Origin of the sequence: Prescottella soli (assembly GCF_040024445.1) — a bacterium.
Lineage (GTDB): Bacteria > Actinomycetota > Actinomycetes > Mycobacteriales > Mycobacteriaceae > Prescottella > Prescottella soli.
Genome location: NZ_CP157276.1, coordinates 4,147,370 through 4,165,609, shown reverse-complemented (window position 1 = coordinate 4,165,609; position 18,240 = coordinate 4,147,370). Strand labels below are relative to the sequence as shown.

Sequence of the window (18,240 nt, the reverse complement as noted above, 5' to 3'; positions counted from 1 at the left end):
CGTGTGACACAGGAGGAGCGAAGACGTGGAGATACTGAGCAGCAGGACGATTCTGCGCCCCAGGGACTACGAGGTGACGTTGTCGTTCTACCGCGACCTTCTCGGGCTCGCCATTGCGCGTGAATATCCCGGCGGGACGGTGTTCTTCGCCGGGCAGGGGCTGATCGAGGTGACGTCGCACGGCGGCAGCGAACTCGAGTCGCCGTTCGCCGGCGCGCTCTGGATGCAGGTGCGGAACCTCGCGGACGCCCAGGCCGAGCTGGTCCGAGCCGAGGTGCCCATCGTGCGCGAGGCACGCCAGGAACCGTGGGGGCTGCACGAGATGTGGATTGCGGACCCCGACGACGTCCCGATCGTGCTGGTGCAGATCCCGGAGGACCATCCGATCCGCCGTGATCTGCGCTGAACGCGCCCGTGCGCCGTTTCGGTAGTGCGCACTACCGAAACGGCGCACGGGCGCGAAGCGCCTACTTCGCCAGCGCGGCCGCGATCTGGTCGGCCTGCGCCTGGCCCTCGTGCAGCTGACGCAGCAGCCACAGCCGCAGGACCTTGGCGACCGCACCGGCCAGGTACAGCGCGGCACCGATCACGGTCACCGCGAGGAACGCGGTGGCCAGGATCTGGTACGACGTGATGTCGCGCAGATCGTTCAGGGTCAGGGACGAGATGTAGACGACGAAGGCTGCGACGGCACCGACGATCATCAGGATCAGGCCACCGATGCGGGCGGCTCCGTCGCCGCGGGACTGTCCCGTCTTGAGCTTGAGCTCGGCGACGTCGGTCTTGAACTGGGCGCGACGCTCATCTGCGAGAGTGGTCATCGTCATCCTCCTAGGTAGCTGTTGGAAAGGTCGTTCTCGATTTCGTCGGGCGCTCCGACGCGGACCACTCGTCCGTGGAGCATGAGCGCCGCACGATCGGCGATCGGCAGCACGGCGCGCGCGAACTGCTCGGCCACCAGGATGGTCAGACCCTCCTCGACCAATTGGCCGACGATGTCGTACATCTGGGAGACGATGCGCGGCGCCAGACCCATCGACAGCTCGTCGAGCAGCAGCAGGGTCGGGTCGGTGCCGAGGGCCCGGGACAGCGCCAGCATCTGCTGCTCGCCACCGGACATCGAGCCCGCGAGCTGGTTCTTGCGTTTGCCGAGGATCGGGAACCGGGTGTAGGCGACTTCCTCGAGCTTGGCGAGGTTCGATCCCGTTCCGGTAGCGACCCACAGGTTCTCGTGCACCGTGAGGTTGGCGAAGATGCCGCGTCCCTCGGGGATCGAGCACACGCCGAGCTTCGCCAGCTCCGACGCCTCGGCGCCGTTGACGCACCGGCCGGCCATCCGCAGCTCGCCGTCGGTGACCGGCAGGATGCCGGAGCAGATCTTCAGCGTGCTGGTCTTGCCGCCGCCGTTAGGCCCGAGCAGGGCCATCACCGTGCCCGGCTGCAGCGCCAGATCCACACCGTGTAGGACCTCGATGGGGCCGTAACCCGCTCGGACTCCGGCCAATTCGAGCAGCGGGGTGGGCTCGTCCGGCGGCCCGCCGAGCGTTTCCCTCGCGGGGGTGGTCCCGGTCGACATCACAGCCATCACACTGCCTCCTCTGCGGTGCCGATGTAGGCGGCGATCACCGCCGGGTCGTCACGGACCTGATCCGGGCCGCCCGACGCGAGGACGGCGCCGTAGTCGAGCACGTGAATGTGCTTGCACAGCTTCATCACCAGCGGGATGTCGTGCTCGACGAGGCAGATCGCGAGGCCGTCCGCAGCGAGTTGCTGGAGCAGTTCCGCGAAGTCCTCGGTCTCCTGTTCGGTCTGACCGGACGCCGGCTCGTCGAGCAGCAGCAGCCGCGGCGACGTCATCAGGGCTCGTGCGGCCTCGACGACACGGGCCCGTCCGGTGGGGATCTCCGAGACGTCCTTGTCGGCGACGTCCGTGAGCTTGGTGAGCTCGAGGATCCGATCGGTCTCGGCGTCCACGTCGATCCTGCTGCGGGTGTTCGCCCTGTGGATGTCCCCGGCGACGCGAATGTTGTCCCGCACCGACAGCGACAGGAACAGCTCGAGCCGCTGGAAGGTGCGGGCCAGACCCCTGTTCGCGCGCTTGGCGGGTGACAGCCGCGTGACGTCCTGGCCGTCGAGCAGGATCTTGCCTGACGCCGGCTTCTGGAGCCCGGTGATCGTGTTGAACAGCGTCGTCTTGCCTGCGCCGTTCGGTCCGATCAGTCCGGTGATCGCCCCGCGCTCGACGGTGATGCTCACGTCGTTGACGGCCACGTGACCGCCGAAACGGACTGTGATCCCGCGTGTTTCGAGGATCGGGGTGTCAGGCATGGACACTCAACTCCTTGGACTCGTCGGCGAACTGCTCCGTCGCGGCCACGGTGTGGGCCGTGACGACGGCGGGCAGTCCCAGTTCGCGGTCGAGGGCCGCGAGGCTCTCCTCGGTGTACGGCTCGTCGATCCCGACCGCCTCGGGCGGGACGCCCTTCGCGGCCGCTGCGGCCTCCTTGCCCAGCACCGCTTCCGGCATGGCCATCTGGCCGACGACCGGGAGCATGAACACGGTGACGATCGCGATGGTCGCGAACCACCAGTTGCCGAGCACGCCGGTCAGTGCCAGGACGTAGGCCAGGGCCACGACCGCGGCGCCGCCGATGAGCACGGGCTTGGCGTTCCGCAGGCGGCGGTACCCCTCGATGACGTCGTGCACCGACCCGGAGGGGTTCTTGCCGACGCCCATACCGATCAGCGCGGGGCTGACGGCGGCGAGGTGACCCATGAACGTCCACAGACCCTCTAGCTCGGGCTGCCCGGAGGCGAGGTTGTTGAACGACACCATGATCACCGCGAACCCGACGCCGGCCATGAGCCCGCCGAAGAACGCGCCGGTGACGTAGCCGATGCCCGCGACGACGGTGAGCATGAGGATCGTCAGGCTGATCATGATGGAGAAGTTCTCGTTGGAGACCGCGCCGATCGCGCTCGACATCAGGATGCCGCCGAGCCCGGCGATGCCGGCCGAGAGCATGAAGACGCTGAGCTTGAGCTTGACGAGGTTCTGTCCGAGCATCGCCGACGCGGCCGGGCTGTCCTTCATCGCGGCGAGGCGGCGGCCGTAGCCACTGTTGCGCAGCGCGATGACACCGATGGCCAGCACCACGAACAGCGCGGTGGCGGTCATGAGGAACGCCGTCTGGTTGCTCAGGTCCAGGGGTCCGATCTTGATCGGCGGGATCACGAGGGAGCCGCCGGTGAAGATCGAGAACTTGACGCCGAAGAGTTCGTGCTCGGTGGTGTCACGAAGCACCATGTTGCTGAGGAACACACCGAACGCCATCGTCGCGAGCGCCAGGTACAGGCCGCGCAGGCGCAGTGCCGGCAGGGCGACCAGACCGCCGATGATCGCGGCCGCCAGCGTTCCGAGGATCAGGCCCCAGATGTTCATGCGGGCGGCGAGCCCGGTTCCGGAGATACCGAAGTGGAACGCGACGATCGTGGAGATGGCGCCGAACGACACCGACGCCAGATTCATCTCACCGGCGTACCCGGTGAGCAGGGTCAGCGACAGCGCGATGATCGCGAACGAGACGCCCAGGGTGAGGGTGGTGATCGCGGACTCGACCATGAGCAGACGGATCAGGTAGACGATGACGATCAACGCCACACCCCAGGCGACGGCCTTGCGGACCGACGGGACGGAGTAGCGCTCGCGAGTACGGACGGCTGTGCCGCGCAAGCGGTCCTGCGGCAGCACGATGAGGACGACGAACAGCGCGATCATCGGCAGCGAGACGCGGAAGTTGGAGGTCCACGTCCACTCGGCCGGGAAGTAACCGAGCACGTAGGTTCCGGCCAGGCCGAGGACGATCGAGCCGACGAACGTGCGCGGGATGCTGCGCAGCCGGCCGAACATCGCCGCGGCGAAGGCGTCGATGACGAGCAGCGTCAGCATGTTCGCCTCGAGGGTGCCACCGCTGATCGGGGTGACCAGGATTCCGGCGAGGACCGCGAGGGTGGATCCGAGCGCCCACGAGAACGCGGCAATGCGCTCGGGATTGTGCCCGTTGAGACGCAGCAGGTCGGGGTCGTCGACGACGCCCCGCATCGAGACCCCGACACGGGTGCGGGTGAACAGGAAGCGCAGGCCGACGGCGATGAGAACCGCGGCGACCAGGCAGATGATCTCGTGCGTGTGGATCGTGGCCCCGAGGAACGAGAACCGACTCTCGTCGCCGAAGAACATCTTCATGGTCCGGGGATCCTCGGGATGCCAGAACCACTGGGAGAGCGCGAGCATGCCGAGCATGATCGATACCGTGACGACGATCTTGGTGACCTCGGCGGTGTCACGGAGACCGCGCATGATCAGGGCGTACAGCAGCAGGCCCATGAGCGGCCCGGCCACGCCGACGGTGATGACCAGCGCCACCGGCGTCGGCAGATCCCAGCCGTACTTCAGCTGCCAGTAGAGGAAGGCGCCGAGCATCGCCTGCGCGCCGTGCGCGAAGTTGAAGATGCCGGACGTGTTGTAGGTGAGCACCAGCCCGGAGGCGGCGATTGCGTACACCGAACCCAGGACCAGACCCAGGATCGTGAACGTCACGAATGTGTCCATCTGGAAACCCTCTGAAAAACTCCAGTCGGGATGGACGCGGCGCCCCGCAGCGGTGGCCCGGAGCGCCGCATTCATCAGTCGGATCGAAACTGCCGCTCGGTCGAGAACCTGTGGGTGTCGACCGCCCGGCCCTGGATCAGGCCTTCGGCGTGATCACGTTCGGGTTCAGGTACTTGGTGGAGATGCGGTCCGCGTTCAGCTCGGTGCCCCACGTCGACGGATCCGTCTTGACCAGGTACTGCGGGTCGCACTTGAACTCGCCGCCCTGGGTGGGGAACGCCTGCGAGTAGTCGGCACCCTTGATCTGGACCATCAGGCCGCACTGTGCGGGGATGTTCTTGCCCGGGTCGCTCGGGGCGTGGAGTCCGCCGCCGTCCCACTCGTGGATCTGGGACAGCTCGTTGATCATGCACTGACGGGTCAGGTCCGAGCCGCACTCCTTGGCCGCGGTGGCCCACAGCAGGAACGAGGAGGTGGACTGCATGCCGAGCAGCGCGGTCTTGCCGCCCTTGGCCGCGACCAGATCCTTGTACTGCTTGACGGCCGCGTTCTTGTCGTTCTCGAGCATCTGGAAGGTCATGCCGGCATTGAGGTTGTCGAGCAGGCCGCTGTCCTTGTTGAACGACTGGACCGCGTTGCCGTACCAGGTGGCCTCACCGAGGATGATCGGATCGATGCCGACCTGGTCGACGGCCTTGAAGAAGTTGAACTCGGCCGGGACCGGGGAGCGCGAGGTCCACAGGCCCTTGGCACCGCAGGCCTTCACCTTCTCCGCGAATGGGACGTAGCTGGCCTCGCCCTCGTAGTTGATGGTGACGCCGCAGTCCTTGAGCTTGAAGCCGGCGGCCTCGGCCATCGACTTGGTCTTGGTGAGCGACGTGATGATGGTTGGCATCGTCGAGCCGACCAGCGCGAAGTCGTTCTTGAGATCGGGGTGCATCTCCCCCATCTGGAACCACGCGGAGGCATTCGCGATGTCGACGGGGAACGGCACGCCCTGGTAGGTCATGGGGCCGTTGGCGGCGTCCGGGGAGACGGTGAAGCCGGGGACCGCGGCCATGTTGCACGCGACGCGGGTCTGCTCGGACGTCTGGTCCATCGCGAAGCCGTGGCCCACCATCATGAACTGGGTGCGGCAGGCGTCCTGCATGACGGAGTTCGCCTGCGTCATCGCGGCGTCGTAGTCGGTGCCGACGATCTTGCGGCCGTTGATGCCGCCCTGATCGTTGCACCAGTCGATCATCGCGGAGACGGCGTCGGACATCTCCTTGTTGAGGCCCGGGCTCTTGGCGAAGCCGCGATCGTCGCCGTAACCGATCTTGATCTCGGTGTCGGACACGCCCTGGTCGGTGGCGCCCTTCGCGTCGCCCTTGCCGCACGGGGAGGCGAGGGTGCCGAACTTGTCGACCGAGGTGGACGACGACGCCTGCGCGTCGCTCGATCCGGTGCCCGGCACGACGGCGTCGCCGCCGCGGTCGCCGCCGCAGGCCGAGACCAGGGCCGCGGTCGCGGCGAGCGCCACGACCAGCTTGGCAGTCTTGTTTCTCTTCACGGTCGGTGTATCTCCTTCTCAGTGCCCGAGACCGGGCCGGGGTCGAACCAACAGATCGAAAACCAGTCCGGACCTGGGGCGATTGCCACGCCAGCGCACCGAACCGGAGGTTGCGCAAAAACTAGGTAAAGCAAGTGCTTTCTTTAGGTAAAGAATGGGAGGGACAGCTCACCCCGACCGCTGCCGTCATCCCGCCACCGACCTTCCCGAGCTCCACTCACCGTGAGGCTGCGCTCCCGGTGGCGAGGACCGTAACGAGCATCACACCCCGCCCCGGACGCCGGTCCCGGTGAGTGAGACAACCCAGTGACGGTCGACACACCCCCGAAAAAACGTGAGTGTTCACACACCACCGGAACCGTCGTGCGAGGTGATAGGAAGATGAGACCCAGAGCACCGTCGATTCACCGGATGCTCGCTGTACTTTTACGCGTTCGATACGCACAATTCGCTTGTGACCGCAGAGCTCGTCGTTCTCTTGGTAGTGGTCGTCACTGCCCTCGCTTTCGATTTCACGAACGGCTTCCACGACACCGGGAACGCGATGGCCACCTCCATCGCCACCGGCGCCCTCCGACCGAAGGTCGCAGTGGCACTCTCTGCAACCCTCAACCTGATCGGCGCTTTCCTCTCCGTCGAGGTCGCTGCGACCGTCGCGAAGGGCGTGGTCAACCTCGGGACCGTCAGCGGCGAAGCCCTGCTGCTGATCGTTTTCGCCGGCTTGGTGGGCGGCATTCTGTGGAATCTCGCGACGTGGCTGTTCGGCTTGCCGTCCAGCTCGTCGCACGCACTCTTCGGCGGCCTGATCGGCGCCGCGATCGCCTCGATCGGCATGAACGGTGTCGAGTGGGGCGGCGTGCTCGGCAAGGTGATCATCCCCGCGCTGCTGGCCCCCGTGGTCGCCGCGCTGGTCGCGACCGTCGGCACCAAGCTGATCTACCGCATCACCCGGGACATTCCCGACGACACCAAGAGCAAGGGCTTCCGCATCGGCCAGGTCGGCACCGCGTCGCTCGTCTCCCTCGCCCACGGCACCAACGACGCCCAGAAGACGATGGGCGTGATCTTCCTGGCGCTCGTCGCTCACGGATCGATCTCCGCGGACGCCGAGATGCCGTTCTGGGTCAAGCTCAGCTGCGCCGTCGCGATCGCACTCGGCACCTATCTCGGTGGTTGGCGCATCATCCGCACGCTCGGCAAGGGCCTCGTCGAGATCTCCGCGCCGCAGGGCATGGCCGCCGAGTCGTCGTCGGCCGCGATCATCCTGACCTCGAGCCACCTGGGCCTGCCGCTGTCGACCACGCACGTCGCGACCGGATCGATCATGGGCACCGGCCTGGGCCGGAAAGGCGCCGAGGTCCGCTGGGGCGTGGCCGGCCGCATGGCCGTCGCCTGGCTGATCACGCTGCCCTCGGCGGGCATCGTCGGCGCCGTCTGCTGGGCGCTGGCCCACATGATCGGCGGACTGCCCGGCGTCCTCGTGGTGTTCGCCCTGCTGGTGGTGTTGTCCGGCCTCATGTTCATGCGTTCACGCCGCGAGCCGATCGACCCGAGCAACGTCAACGACGAGTGGGACGGCGGCCTGGCACCCGCGGCGGGGAACGCTCCCGTCGCCCCGACCGCCGGAGCCGGCGTCGAGGTCGACGCAGACCAGACCACCACCGCCACCACGACCAGCGCCACCTGAGAGGAGACGACCGATGGATCTACTGACGCAGACCGCCAACTCGCTGTGGCAGGTCGTCCTCGTGGGACTGCTCTTCGGTGCGGGCCTGCCGGCGATCTTCGCCCTGGGCCTCAAGAGCCTGTCCGTCGGCGCGCGGACCAACGCGGACGGGACGACCACGGCGTCCACCGCGGGCAAGATCGGCGCGGCCGTGTGCTTCGCTGTCGTGCTGATCGCGATCATCGCTGGGATACTGATGCTGATGCAGAACTTCCTGGCCAGCAGCTTCGGCATCCACGTCTTCTGAGCGGGGTCCCTACCAGACCCGCACCCCCGCTCCCTTCGTGAAAGTGATCGCATCCGTGAACAGCAAGTATTCGCTCCGTTCGGTACTCGATTGGCTCCGCGCCGGCTACCCGGAGGGAATTCCGACCAAGGACCACTTCGCCCTGCTCGCCGTGCTCGGACGTCGACTGACCGACGAGGAGATCGGCCAGATCGTGGACCTGTCCATCGCGACCGCACACGAGCATCCGGATCGGCACGTCGACTACGACGCGCTCAAGAGCATCATCGCGGGGGTCATCCACGAGGAACCCACCGAGGAGGACATCACCCGGGTCACCGAACGGCTCGTCGCGGGCGGGTGGCCCGTCGTCGGCGACGACACCTACGCAGTTGCCGGTGACTACCAGGAAGCCCCGGACGCCCAGAGCTGACGGACCGAGTTCAGGAGCATCATTGAGCCTGCCTCCGTTTCTCTCCTCGATCATCGATTGGCTACGTGCCGGGTATCCCAACGGCGTCCCCGAGCAGGACTACGTCCCCCTCTTCGCGCTCCTCACCCGACGGCTGTCCGAGGAGGAGGTCGACCTCGTCACCGCCGCCCTGGTCGAGCACGGCGACCTGCCGATCGCGAAGACCGACATCCAGGTGCTGATCACCAAGATCACGAACGAGATGCCGCTCGAGTCCGACGTGGACCGGGTGCAGACCCACTTGTCCGCGGGCGGCTGGCCGCTGGCCGGCCCGCCCCTCCCCTGACCGCGGACCCGCCGCCCGGGTCGTGAAAACATCGACAGGTGAGCTCGCTCCTGCACACCCTTCCGATCCCGGCCGGCACCGCGGTGACCTCGGTTCTGCCGACACTCGAACGAGCACTGGACGGCGGCGGCCCGCCGCTCCTGCCGGTGCCCGAGGGAGACCCGAAGGAGATCGCCCGACTCACGAGCGCGCTGCACCCGGACGAGCCGATCGACGACGTGGCCGACGCCGAGGACGTCGCGCTCGTGGTGGCGACGTCGGGCACCACCGGGGTGCCCAAGGGCGCGATGCTCACGTCACGCGCGCTGCGCGCGAGCGGTGAGGCGACGCATCGTCGCATCGGCGGTCCCGGTTCGTGGCTGCTGGCCCTGCCCGCGCACCACATCGCCGGCATGCAGGTGCTGCTGCGCAGCCTGCTCGCCGGCGAGACGCCCGTCGTCGTCGACGTCACCGCGGGCTTCGATCCCGGCGACCTGCCGACCGCGGTGGCCGCGATGACCGGACCCCGCCGGTACACGTCGCTGGTGCCCACGCAACTGGTGAAGGCCCTCGACCACCCCGGGGCGACGGACGCGCTGGCGGCGCTCGACGCGGTCCTGCTGGGCGGTGCGGCCACGCCGGCACCGCTGCTGCGCCGCGCGCTCGACGCGGGCATCCGGGTGGTCCGCACATACGGGATGAGCGAGACGTGCGGTGGGTGCGTCTACGACGGCGTCCCCCTCGACGGCGCGACGGTCCGGATCGCCGACGACTCCCGCGTCCTGCTGGGCGGGGCGATGATCGCGTCGGGCTACCGCGGCCTGCCCGGGCATCCTGCCTTCGCCGAACCCGGGTGGTTCCGCACCGACGACGCCGGCGCCCTGTCGGGCGGTGTGCTCACGATCCGCGGCAGGCTCGACGAGGCGATCACCACCGGGGGGCTCACGGTCGTGCCGCAGGTGGTCGAATCGGTTCTCCTCGAACATCCGGGGGTGCGCGAGTGCGCCGTACTCGGAGTCCCGGACGATCGCCTGGGCCAGCGGGTGGTCGCCGCGATCGTCCCCGCAGACGGGTTCGCGCCCACCGCCAGGGAATTGGGCGACCATGTCCGTGCCGCGCTCGACGCCACCGCGGCGCCGCGCGAGATCCGGCTGCTCGACGCGCTCCCCCTGCGCGGCCCGGGCAAGACCGACCGCACCGCGCTGCGAAGGTCGTGGCCCGAGCTCGGCGGACAAGCCGACACCCGCATGTAGTTGAACAAGCAATTGAATATTCTTCGATCCGTGACCTTCGAAACGGAATCGTTATAGAACGGGTCAATCCGGCTCGGGCAGAGCGGTTTCCGCTGTTCAATTCCGTTACCGGCCGGTAGGGATGTCCGGTCCGGGCCCGTCGGCAAAGTCCGCCCCTTACCTTTAGCGGAGATTCGTGTTGCGCGAAGTTGACCCAGCCTTGATGCTTCACGCAAGTGATCTTGGTTGTCGGGGACAAGACACCGCGATCACTCATCCGTCAGAAAGACTTTCCACGAATGAGGGGTTGTTCATGCATATGCGTTCCCGGAAGACGCTCGCCCGCACGGTGAGTGGCGTTGCAATCGCAGCCGCGTCGGCACTCGCCGTCCCGGCTCTCGCCACCGCCGCACCCGCCGTGTCGGCGCCCAAGATCACCGCGTCCGCCGACGCACACGCCATCACGGTCACCGTGGAGAACCCGAACACCGACGCCGCCACGACCTGCGGCGCCTACGCGATCGTCGCCTCCAGGCTCTCCGAACTCGAGAAGGACCCCTCCAAGCTCCTCGAGCCGGGCTTCGCGGCATGGAAGGTCAAGACCAAGGAGCGCGTCGGTGCCGCGAGCACCAAGGAATTCACCACCCCTGATTTCAACGACGGCGTGTACGCCGTGATCGGCGAGTGCACCTCGACCTCCGGCGCTCCCGCTGTGAGCCAGCCGAAGATCGTCAGCCTGCCCGAGAACGCGATGTTCGGCAGCCTCGAGAACGGTGCTCTGAAGAACCTGACCGAGTTCCTCACCAGCGGGAACATCGACGGCCTGATCAAGGCCATCTCGGCCGGCTCCTCGCAGGCCGGGTAACTCCCCAAATCGTGCGCGGCGGCCCGGCTGTAGGTCGGGGATGTCCGGGTCGCCGCGCATGTTCCCCTTTCACGATTCCCGTTGCACGAGGCGCATCCGACGCCGTGCCTTCCGCGGGTGATCCCCGTCCGCGTTCGCCCGCGAACCACGGCGGAGATCCGCTTCCCACCGCTGAATGGACACGACCATGCGCACACGATCCGCAACCGTCCTCACCCGCTCCGCCGCCGTCGCGATTTCCGGCGCCGCACTGCTCACCGGTCCCGCGATCGCGTCGGCCGCCCCTTCCCAGGAGTTCGCGGGACCGGTCCTGACCACCGAGGCCGACGGCAACGTCGTCGGTGTCACGGTCCAGAACCCCAACGTCGCATACCCGACCAGCACGTGCGGCGCGGTGGCCATCGACTCGGCGAAGGTTCCGAAGGCACTCGACGATCCGACCAAGCTGCTCGAGCCCGGCTTCGTCGCGTGGACCAGCGGTCTCGACGCCGTTCCGGCAGGCGCCACCAAGGCGTACACGACGGGTGCGCTCGCCGACGGCGTGTACGCCTTCGTCGGTGCGTGCATCGCGCTGACGAACCCCACGCCGGTGCTCGGTGAGCCGCAGATCGTGCCCGTCGGTGGGGTGTTCGGCAGCCTCGGCACCGTGACCGGCAGCCTCGGCGACATCATCCCCGACCTCGGCGATCTGCTCGGCGGGCTCGTCGGCCTGCCGAAGTAATACGAACCCTCCTGAAGACCCGGGGCCGCGGTGCACGCACCACGGCCCCGGTGCACGTGTACGCCTCGCACGGTGCAAGAGCGCTGCAAGCCCCGTGTAAGCGGGACACGTCACGATGAGGTCATGAACCTCGACACCTCACCCCCGGCGATCGAAGCCGTCGGGCTCGTCAAGACGTTCGGGCAGCAGCGCGCGGTGGACGGCGTGAGCCTCACCGTGCCCACCGGCTCGGTGTACGGCGTCCTCGGCCCCAACGGCGCAGGCAAGACCACGACGGTCCGCATGCTCGCGACGCTGCTGCGCCCCGACGGCGGCGAGGCCCGGATCTTCGGTCGCGATGTCGTCCGCGAATCGACGGCGGTCCGTTCCCTCGTCGGTGTCACCGGACAGTACGCCTCGGTCGACGAAGACCTCACCGCCACAGAGAATCTCGTGATCTTCTCGCGGCTCCTCGGCCTGGGCCGCGCCGACGCCAAGCGCAAGGCCGCCGAACTCCTCGAAGAGTTCGCCCTGACCGAGGCGGCGTCGAAGCCGCTGAAGAACTTCTCCGGCGGCATGCGGCGACGTCTCGACCTCGCGGCCAGCCTGATCGCGCGTCCCCCGCTGCTGTTCCTCGACGAGCCGACCACCGGGCTCGATCCGCGCACCCGCGCACAGATGTGGGAGACCATCCGGCGCCTCGTCGCCGAGGGCTCGACAGTGCTGCTCACGACGCAGTACCTCGACGAGGCAGACCAGTTGGCCGACCGGATCGCGGTGATCGATCGCGGCCGGGTGATCGCCGACGGCACCTCCGACGAACTCAAGGCGTCGGTCGGGGTATCGGCCGTGCAACTGACCCTCGCCGACCGCGGGCGGACCGACGAGGCCCGCGACGTGATCTCGTCGATGCTGGGGGTCCCGGCCACCGTCACCCCCGAGTCCGGGCGCATCACCGCGCCGCTGTCGGATCCGACGGTGACCGCGGATCTGCTTGTGCGACTGCGGGATCTGTCGATCGCGGTCGACGAGATCACGGTCTCCAAGCCGAGCCTCGACGAGGTCTTCCTCACCATCACCGGCCACGACACCGCCGAGTCCGAACGGAGCGTCGCATGACCACCACCCTCACCTCGCCCGCAACCACCGCGGGCACCCGGACCCACCAGGCCGTCGACCGGGTCAGCCTGCGGGACTCGGTCGCTCACAGCTTCACGATGGCCTACCGAGGCATCCTGAAGATCAAGCACAACCCCGAGCAGCTGTTCGACGTCGTCGTGCAGCCGATCATCTTCACGTTCATGTTCACGTACATCTTCGGAGGCGCGATCTCCGGGGACGTGCAGTCGTACCTGCCGATCATCATCCCGGGCATCCTGGTGCAGACCGTCATCACGACGTCGATCGTCACGGGCACCCAGCTGCGGGAAGACATGGACAAGGGGGTGTTCGACCGGTTCAAGTCGCTGCCGATCGCCCGGATCGCGCCGCTGTCCGGGGCGCTGCTCGCCGACGTCGTGCGGTACCTGATCGCGACGACCATCACGATCGTCGTCGGTATCGCGATGGGCTACCGGCCCGGCGGTGGTGTCGTCGGCGTCGTGTGCGCCGCACTGCTGGTCATGGTGTGTGCGTTCGCGATCAGCTGGATCTTCGCACTCATGGGTGTGCTGATGAGCAAAGCCTCTGCCGTGCAGGGTGTCTCGATGATGATCCTGTTCCCGCTGACGTTCATGTCCAACGCGTTCGTGCCGGCCGAGACGATGCCGGGCTGGATGCAGGCGTTCGTGAACGTCAACCCGGTCTCGCATCTCGTCACCGCGGTCCGCGAACTCGCCAACGACGGGCACGTCGGCATCCATGCGGTGTGGGCCCTGCTGGGTGCCGCGGTGATCGTGGCGGTCATGGCGCCGCTGACGGTGCGCACCTACATGCGCAAGGCCTGACGGCCTCACTCCTCCTTCGTGGAGAGCAGGTCGAGGATCTCACGACGCGCGGCGGCGCGGGGTGCCCCCTCTACGGACGCCAGCGCCGCCGCTACGGCGTCGTCGCCGACCGCGGCGCGCGCGACGTCGAGGTGACGGTCCAGCCGCATCGACGGATAGTCCTGTCGCGCACGCACTCTCGTCGCCAGAGCGAGGAGCCGCGGCGCGCCTTCGACGGCACCGCTTCCGGTGGTGATGTGGTAGCCGGCGACGGCGCACGCCACCGCACCGGTCTGCGGCAGATCGGGGTACCCGCGGGGCCCGAGCCGCAGCTTCGACACCACCGCGAGCCGGTCGGCGAGATCGGCGACCACCTCCGGACGCCCGGCGAGGACGTGCGCGTCCACAGCCGCCGCAGCCACCATGATCTCGAACGGATCGGCGGCAAACTCGCCCGCGAGGCCGCCGGCGTGCCCAACCGCACGCCGGTACTCCGCCAGCCCACGATCCACCTCGCCGACGGCCAGATCCGCTTCCGCGGTGCTCGCCGACAGCGATGCCTGATTGTGCGTGTCCTCGTTGTTCGTTCTGCTGCTCGGCGCGTTCGAGTCCATCGGGACGAGCCTCGCGAGTTCGGCCCGGGCGTCGGCTATCCGGCCGGCCCCGACCAGCGCAGCAACCATGAATCCCCGCACCTGCAGGCTCTCGTCGTACAGGTGCAGTTCCCACAACCCCTCGGCCGAACGGCGGTAGTAGTCGACGGCGTCGTTGTACCGCGCGGACTGCGCGCACAGGCTGCCGAGGTGCTGACACACCATCGCCAGACCCCAACTGTCGTTCGAGTGCTCGGCGAGGTCGAGCGCCAGTCGGGCGTCGGACTCCGAGCCGAACAGGTCGCCGTTGTTCTCCCGGAGGTTGGAGCGCGCCATCAACGCGGAACTGCGTGCCCCCGGATCAGTGGAGCGGACCGCCGTCGCGAGCGCCCGCGGCAGGCCACGCCCGGAGGCGGGCACCAGCATCAGCGTCGCGTTCACCCGAGACGACTCGCTGAGATCGGTGCGGGTGGCGAGCAGTCGGCGCAGACGCGTGCGGGCGATCGCGACCGTGCGCAGGTTCCCACCCATCGCCATGTGAGCGCCGGCCAGTACGTACGTCGACGCCAGGTGATCGCCGGGGACGTCCGCGGGGGTCAGTCCCGAATCGTCGAGTTCGATCACGCGCGGCGCCCACGTGAAGACCTCCGAGTGCGCGCCCCTCAAGGACCACATGCCGCCGAGCACCGGGAACACCGTCAGGACGGTGCGAACCAGCCTCTCGGACAGTGCGAATCGCAGCACGGCGAGCAGGTTGTCGTGCTCGGCCTCCACCCGATGCGCCGCCGCGACCTGCCGGCCGGACATGAAGTCGCGGAACACTTCTCGAGAGAAGCGCTCCGCCCAGGCGACGGTTCGGGAGTGCACCTCGGTGGACTCGTCACCGTCCGACTGATCCTCGCCGAACTCCCGCACGGTCTCGAGCATGTGGTAGCGCAACGCCACCGCGTCGGCGCCCTCGGCCGGTTCGACGACCGACAGCATCGACTGGTTCACCAGGCCCTCGAGGGCGTCCGCCGCGTCGTCGACCTCGCCCCACTGCGCGACGGCCACGGCCGCGTCCGACGTGAATCCTGCCGGGAATCGGCACAACCGGCGCAGGGCGGCGCGTTCCGGGTCCGTGAGGAGATTCCAGCTCCAGTCGATGACCGCCCGCAACGTGCGGTGGCGCTCGGGTGACGTGCGGTCCCCCGAGCGCAGCAGCGCGAAGCGGTCGACGAGTCGGGCGTTGATCTCCTCCACGCTGAGCGTACGGACCCTCGCCGCGGCGAGTTCGATCGCGAGCGGCAGACCGTCCAGAGTCCGGCAGAGCCGCTCGACCTCGCCGCGATCGAGCCGCACCGAGGGCCGGACGGCGAGGGCGCGCGCCCGGAACAGCTCGATCGCGGGCGATCCGTCGTCGTGGATCGCCAACGGCGGCAACGGATACACCGATTCCGCCGTGATCGCCATCGGAGCGCGACTGGTAGCGAGAACGGTCAGATGCGGGCTCGCCGCGATCAGGTCCGACACCACGTCGGCGACGTCGTCGATGAGGTGCTCGCAGTTGTCCAGGATCAGCAGCGACGGGCGGGTCGCCAACGCGTCCCGCAGCCGCTGGCGCGCGTCGTGTATCCGGGTGCGGGTGAGCCCGCCCGGGGCCAGATCGGCCTCGCTCAGACCGAGCGTGCCGCTGATCGCGGCGATCAGGTCCTCGCCGCTGCGCAGCGGGGCGAGTTCGACGAGCGCGACCGGCATCCGCGTCGAGACCTCGCCGCCGAGCGCGTGCGCCACCCGAGTCTTGCCGGTGCCGCCGGGTCCGAGGACCGTCACCACACGCGACGACTCGAGGAGCAGTTCGAGGGCGGCCAGGTCGGTCTTCCGTCCCAGGAGCTGGTTGGGCGCGGCCCGGAGCCCGATGACGGTGGGCAGAGTGCGTCCCGCGGGCTCGGGCTCGACGCCCGCGGCGCCGTCCCCCGCCGGCGCGCGGGTGTCCTGCTCGCCGCGCAGGATGGTGGCGTTGAGATCGATCAGCCGTGCGGACGGATCCGCACCCAGCCGGTCGGCCAGCCGGCCGCGCAGCCCCGCGAACACCTCGAGCGCCTCGCTGGACCGCCCCACCCCGTGCAGGCACTCCATGAGCAGCGCGTGCTTCCCCTCGTCGAGTGGGGAGACACCCGCTGCGGAGCGCGCGATCGGCAGCGCGTCGCCGTACGCACCGGCGGCGACGAGCGCCACGAGCTCGACCGCGTCGAGCGCGCACCGGTGGGCTGCCGCCTCCGTCGCCAGATCGTCCGCGAGATCCCCGTCGGGCAGGTCGGCGCCGGGATCGCCCCGCCAGAGTGCGCGGGCCTGCCGGACTGCCGCGAGGGCGCCCTGCTGGTCGCCGTCCGCGTGGCACTGCCCCGCCTGGCGCACCAACATTCGTGCCCGGGTCAGGTCGACCTGTTCGGGCTCGAGCAACAGGCGGTATCCGGCCGGGCCGACCTCGATGACACGATCGGGCAGGGCGGACCGCAGCCGGGAGATCTGGGTGTGCAGTGCATTCGACGGCGACCTCGGCGGCGCCTCACCCCACACGTCCTCGACGAGTGCGGCCGCGCTGCGACTACGCCCGGGGCGGCGCGCGAGCGCGACGAGGAGGCTGCGGGCGCGGGGCCCGGCCAATGGCGCCAGGATCCCGTCCCGGCGTGTGGCGACGTCACCCAGCAGTGCCACCTCGACCGGCGGCGCTGTGGGTGCCGGGTCTTCGGGGACGCTCGTCACGGGTTGCACCGGCGCCCAGCCTATGGGAGGAGCCGACCGCGCGGCCACCCGATTCGGCGGAGGTGAAAGGATCGACGCATGGCTTCTGTGTCCCAGTGGATCGAGGGCGCTCGCCCGCGCACCCTCCCGAACGCGATCGCTCCGGTCCTCGCCGGAACCGGCGCCGCGGCGTCGCTCGGCGGTGCGGTGTGGTGGAAGGCGCTGCTCGCACTGGTCGTGTCGCTCGCGCTGATCGTCGGCGTGAACTTCGCCAACGACTACTCGGACGGCATCCGCGGCACCGACGACGAGCGGGTCGGTCCGCTCCGCCTCGTCGGCTCCAAGCTGGCCTCCCCCGCGGCGGTCAAGGCTGCCGCGCTGGGCTGCTTCGCGGTGGCGGCGGTGGCCGGTGTCGTGCTGGCACTGGTCTCGGCGTGGTGGCTGATCCTGGTGGGCGCACTGTGCATCCTGGGTGCCTGGTACTACACGGGCGGCAAGAACCCCTACGGCTACAGCGGATTCGGCGAGATCGCGGTGTTCGTGTTCTTCGGACTCGTGGCGGTGCTCGGGACCGAGTTCGTCCAGGCCGGCCGCGTCGACTGGGCCGGTCTGCTCGCCGCGATCGCGGTGGGCTCGTTCTCGAGCGCAGTCCTCGTCGCGAACAACCTGCGTGACATCCCGACCGACACCGAGTCCGGGAAGATCACGCTCGCAGTCAAACTCGGCGACGCGCGCACCCGCACCCTGCACCTGGTGCTGGTGATCGTGCCGTTCGTGATGACGCTCGCTCTCGTCGCGCGGACGCCGTGGGCGCTGGCCGGGTTGATCGCGCTGCCCCTCGCACTGCGTGCGAACGCCCCGGTGCGCACCGGCGGCAGCGGCCCGGCACTGATCCCGGCGCTCGCGGTCACTGGTCAGTCCATGCTGGTGTGGGCCGCCGCCACCGGACTGGCGCTCGGCCTGGGCTGAGCCCGGACCGGGCGAAACACGCTGCCGCTCAGGCGCGGTGCCCGAGCACGTTCACGACACGGCCGTCCGGGTCGAGGACGAAGAACCGGCGCACGCCCCACTCCTCGTCCCGCAGCGGGTGGACGATGGTCGCGCCGCGCGCGACCATCGTCCGGTACACGGCATCGACGTCGTCCACCTCGATGCTCATGTCGGGGTTCTGCGACGCCGTCGCGTCCTCACCCATGATCGTCACCTGGGCAGTGGGATTCGACGGCGATGCCATCGTGGTCACCCATCCCTGGTCCATCACCTCGACGAACCCGAGCGCACCGTAGAAGTCCCGACTGTCGTCGATGGAACGCACGTGGATGTCGGGCACGACCCGCCTGATCGTCAT

The 18,240-nt window shown here is 68.7% G+C and carries 18 protein-coding genes; 11 read left to right on the top strand and 7 right to left on the bottom strand.

Features of this window, described 5'->3' with window-relative positions:
* Positions 1-25 precede the first annotated feature (25 nt).
* Positions 26-406 carry a VOC family protein gene (locus ABI214_RS19380; RefSeq protein WP_348604127.1) on the top strand — a complete coding sequence of 127 codons (381 nt, stop codon included), beginning with the start codon at positions 26-28 and terminating at the stop codon, positions 404-406.
* Positions 407-467: 61 nt separating this feature from the next.
* Here ABI214_RS19380 and ABI214_RS19375 read toward each other — a convergent pair whose 3' ends face one another.
* The 5 genes from ABI214_RS19375 to ABI214_RS19355 form a co-directional block, all read right to left on the bottom strand.
* Positions 468-821, bottom strand: coding sequence for a hypothetical protein (locus ABI214_RS19375; RefSeq protein ID WP_348604126.1), 354 nt, complete (start codon positions 819-821; stop codon positions 468-470).
* A 2-nt stretch (positions 822-823) separates the two neighbouring features.
* Positions 824-1,576 carry an ABC transporter ATP-binding protein gene (locus ABI214_RS19370; protein ID WP_348611793.1) on the bottom strand — a complete coding sequence of 251 codons (753 nt, stop codon included), beginning with the start codon at positions 1,574-1,576 and terminating at the stop codon, positions 824-826.
* 8 nt (positions 1,577-1,584) lie between these two features.
* Complete coding sequence (locus ABI214_RS19365; protein ID WP_348604125.1) at positions 1,585-2,328, bottom strand: ABC transporter ATP-binding protein; 744 nt, start codon at positions 2,326-2,328, stop codon at positions 1,585-1,587.
* Complete coding sequence (locus tag ABI214_RS19360) at positions 2,321-4,612, bottom strand: ABC transporter permease (protein ID WP_348604124.1); 2,292 nt, start codon at positions 4,610-4,612, stop codon at positions 2,321-2,323. The genes ABI214_RS19365 and ABI214_RS19360 overlap by 8 nt, the downstream gene beginning before the upstream one ends.
* Positions 4,613-4,748: 136 nt before the next feature.
* On the bottom strand, positions 4,749-6,164 hold the full coding sequence (locus tag ABI214_RS19355; RefSeq protein WP_348604123.1) for an ABC transporter substrate-binding protein: 1,416 nt from the start codon (positions 6,162-6,164) through the stop codon (positions 4,749-4,751).
* A gap of 454 nt (positions 6,165-6,618) precedes the next feature.
* Here ABI214_RS19355 and ABI214_RS19350 point away from each other — a divergent pair, with 454 nt between their 5' ends.
* The 9 genes from ABI214_RS19350 (at position 6,619) to ABI214_RS19310 (ending at position 13,596) form a co-directional block, all read left to right on the top strand.
* Positions 6,619-7,851: an inorganic phosphate transporter gene (locus ABI214_RS19350; protein WP_348604122.1), complete on the top strand. Its 1,233-nt coding sequence runs from the start codon at positions 6,619-6,621 to the stop codon at positions 7,849-7,851.
* A gap of 13 nt (positions 7,852-7,864) precedes the next feature.
* On the top strand, positions 7,865-8,137 hold the full coding sequence (locus ABI214_RS19345) for a hypothetical protein (protein ID WP_348604121.1): 273 nt from the start codon (positions 7,865-7,867) through the stop codon (positions 8,135-8,137).
* A 43-nt stretch (positions 8,138-8,180) separates the two neighbouring features.
* Positions 8,181-8,549, top strand: a complete 369-nt coding sequence (locus tag ABI214_RS19340) for a DUF3349 domain-containing protein (RefSeq protein ID WP_127915573.1) — start codon at positions 8,181-8,183, stop codon at positions 8,547-8,549.
* Between the two features lie 22 nt (positions 8,550-8,571).
* Positions 8,572-8,874, top strand: a complete 303-nt coding sequence (locus ABI214_RS19335) for a DUF3349 domain-containing protein (protein WP_348604120.1) — start codon at positions 8,572-8,574, stop codon at positions 8,872-8,874.
* Positions 8,875-8,912: 38 nt separating this feature from the next.
* On the top strand, positions 8,913-10,106 hold the full coding sequence (gene menE, locus ABI214_RS19330) for an o-succinylbenzoate--CoA ligase (protein WP_348604119.1): 1,194 nt from the start codon (positions 8,913-8,915) through the stop codon (positions 10,104-10,106).
* 292 nt (positions 10,107-10,398) lie between these two features.
* Complete coding sequence (locus tag ABI214_RS19325; protein WP_348604118.1) at positions 10,399-10,950, top strand: hypothetical protein; 552 nt, start codon at positions 10,399-10,401, stop codon at positions 10,948-10,950.
* A 187-nt stretch (positions 10,951-11,137) separates the two neighbouring features.
* Entirely contained in the window at positions 11,138-11,671 is a 534-nt protein-coding gene (locus ABI214_RS19320) for a hypothetical protein (protein WP_348604117.1), read from the top strand.
* A 123-nt stretch (positions 11,672-11,794) separates the two neighbouring features.
* Positions 11,795-12,769 (top strand): ATP-binding cassette domain-containing protein, encoded by a 975-nt coding sequence (locus tag ABI214_RS19315; protein ID WP_348604116.1) that lies wholly within the window; start codon positions 11,795-11,797, stop codon positions 12,767-12,769.
* Positions 12,766-13,596 carry an ABC transporter permease gene (locus ABI214_RS19310; protein ID WP_348604115.1) on the top strand — a complete coding sequence of 277 codons (831 nt, stop codon included), beginning with the start codon at positions 12,766-12,768 and terminating at the stop codon, positions 13,594-13,596. Before ABI214_RS19315 ends, ABI214_RS19310 begins: the two co-directional genes overlap by 4 nt.
* A gap of 5 nt (positions 13,597-13,601) precedes the next feature.
* Here ABI214_RS19310 and ABI214_RS19305 read toward each other — a convergent pair whose 3' ends face one another.
* A complete protein-coding gene (locus ABI214_RS19305) occupies positions 13,602-16,922 on the bottom strand; it encodes a BTAD domain-containing putative transcriptional regulator (protein ID WP_348604114.1) in 3,321 nt (1,106 codons plus the stop codon).
* A 69-nt stretch (positions 16,923-16,991) separates the two neighbouring features.
* On the opposite strand from ABI214_RS19305, the gene ABI214_RS19300 reads away from it, so the two are divergent.
* Positions 16,992-17,861 (top strand): 1,4-dihydroxy-2-naphthoate polyprenyltransferase, encoded by an 870-nt coding sequence (locus ABI214_RS19300; RefSeq protein ID WP_348604113.1) that lies wholly within the window; start codon positions 16,992-16,994, stop codon positions 17,859-17,861.
* Positions 17,862-17,889: 28 nt separating this feature from the next.
* On the opposite strand, the gene ABI214_RS19295 is transcribed toward ABI214_RS19300, so the two are convergent.
* A complete protein-coding gene (locus ABI214_RS19295; RefSeq protein WP_348604112.1) occupies positions 17,890-18,240 on the bottom strand; it encodes a VOC family protein in 351 nt (116 codons plus the stop codon).

Bases quoted from the DNA above. Each gene is read 5' to 3' on its own strand.
- ABI214_RS19365 (WP_348604125.1), bottom strand. From the start codon at position 2,328: ATGCCTGACACCCCGATCCTCGAAACACGCGGGATCACAGTCCGTTTC.
- ABI214_RS19360 (WP_348604124.1), bottom strand. From the start codon at position 4,612: ATGGACACATTCGTGACGTTCACGATCCTGGGTCTGGTCCTGGGTTCG.
- ABI214_RS19315 (WP_348604116.1), top strand. From the start codon at position 11,795: ATGAACCTCGACACCTCACCCCCGGCGATCGAAGCCGTCGGGCTCGTC.
- ABI214_RS19325 (WP_348604118.1), top strand. From the start codon at position 10,399: ATGCATATGCGTTCCCGGAAGACGCTCGCCCGCACGGTGAGTGGCGTT.
- ABI214_RS19375 (WP_348604126.1), bottom strand. From the start codon at position 821: ATGACCACTCTCGCAGATGAGCGTCGCGCCCAGTTCAAGACCGACGTC.
- ABI214_RS19295 (WP_348604112.1), bottom strand. From the start codon at position 18,240: ATGACGATCAGGCGGGTCGTGCCCGACATCCACGTGCGTTCCATCGAC.
- ABI214_RS19310 (WP_348604115.1), top strand. From the start codon at position 12,766: ATGACCACCACCCTCACCTCGCCCGCAACCACCGCGGGCACCCGGACC.
- ABI214_RS19320 (WP_348604117.1), top strand. From the start codon at position 11,138: ATGCGCACACGATCCGCAACCGTCCTCACCCGCTCCGCCGCCGTCGCG.
- ABI214_RS19370 (WP_348611793.1), bottom strand. From the start codon at position 1,576: ATGTCGACCGGGACCACCCCCGCGAGGGAAACGCTCGGCGGGCCGCCG.
- ABI214_RS19300 (WP_348604113.1), top strand. From the start codon at position 16,992: ATGGCTTCTGTGTCCCAGTGGATCGAGGGCGCTCGCCCGCGCACCCTC.
- ABI214_RS19345 (WP_348604121.1), top strand. From the start codon at position 7,865: ATGGATCTACTGACGCAGACCGCCAACTCGCTGTGGCAGGTCGTCCTC.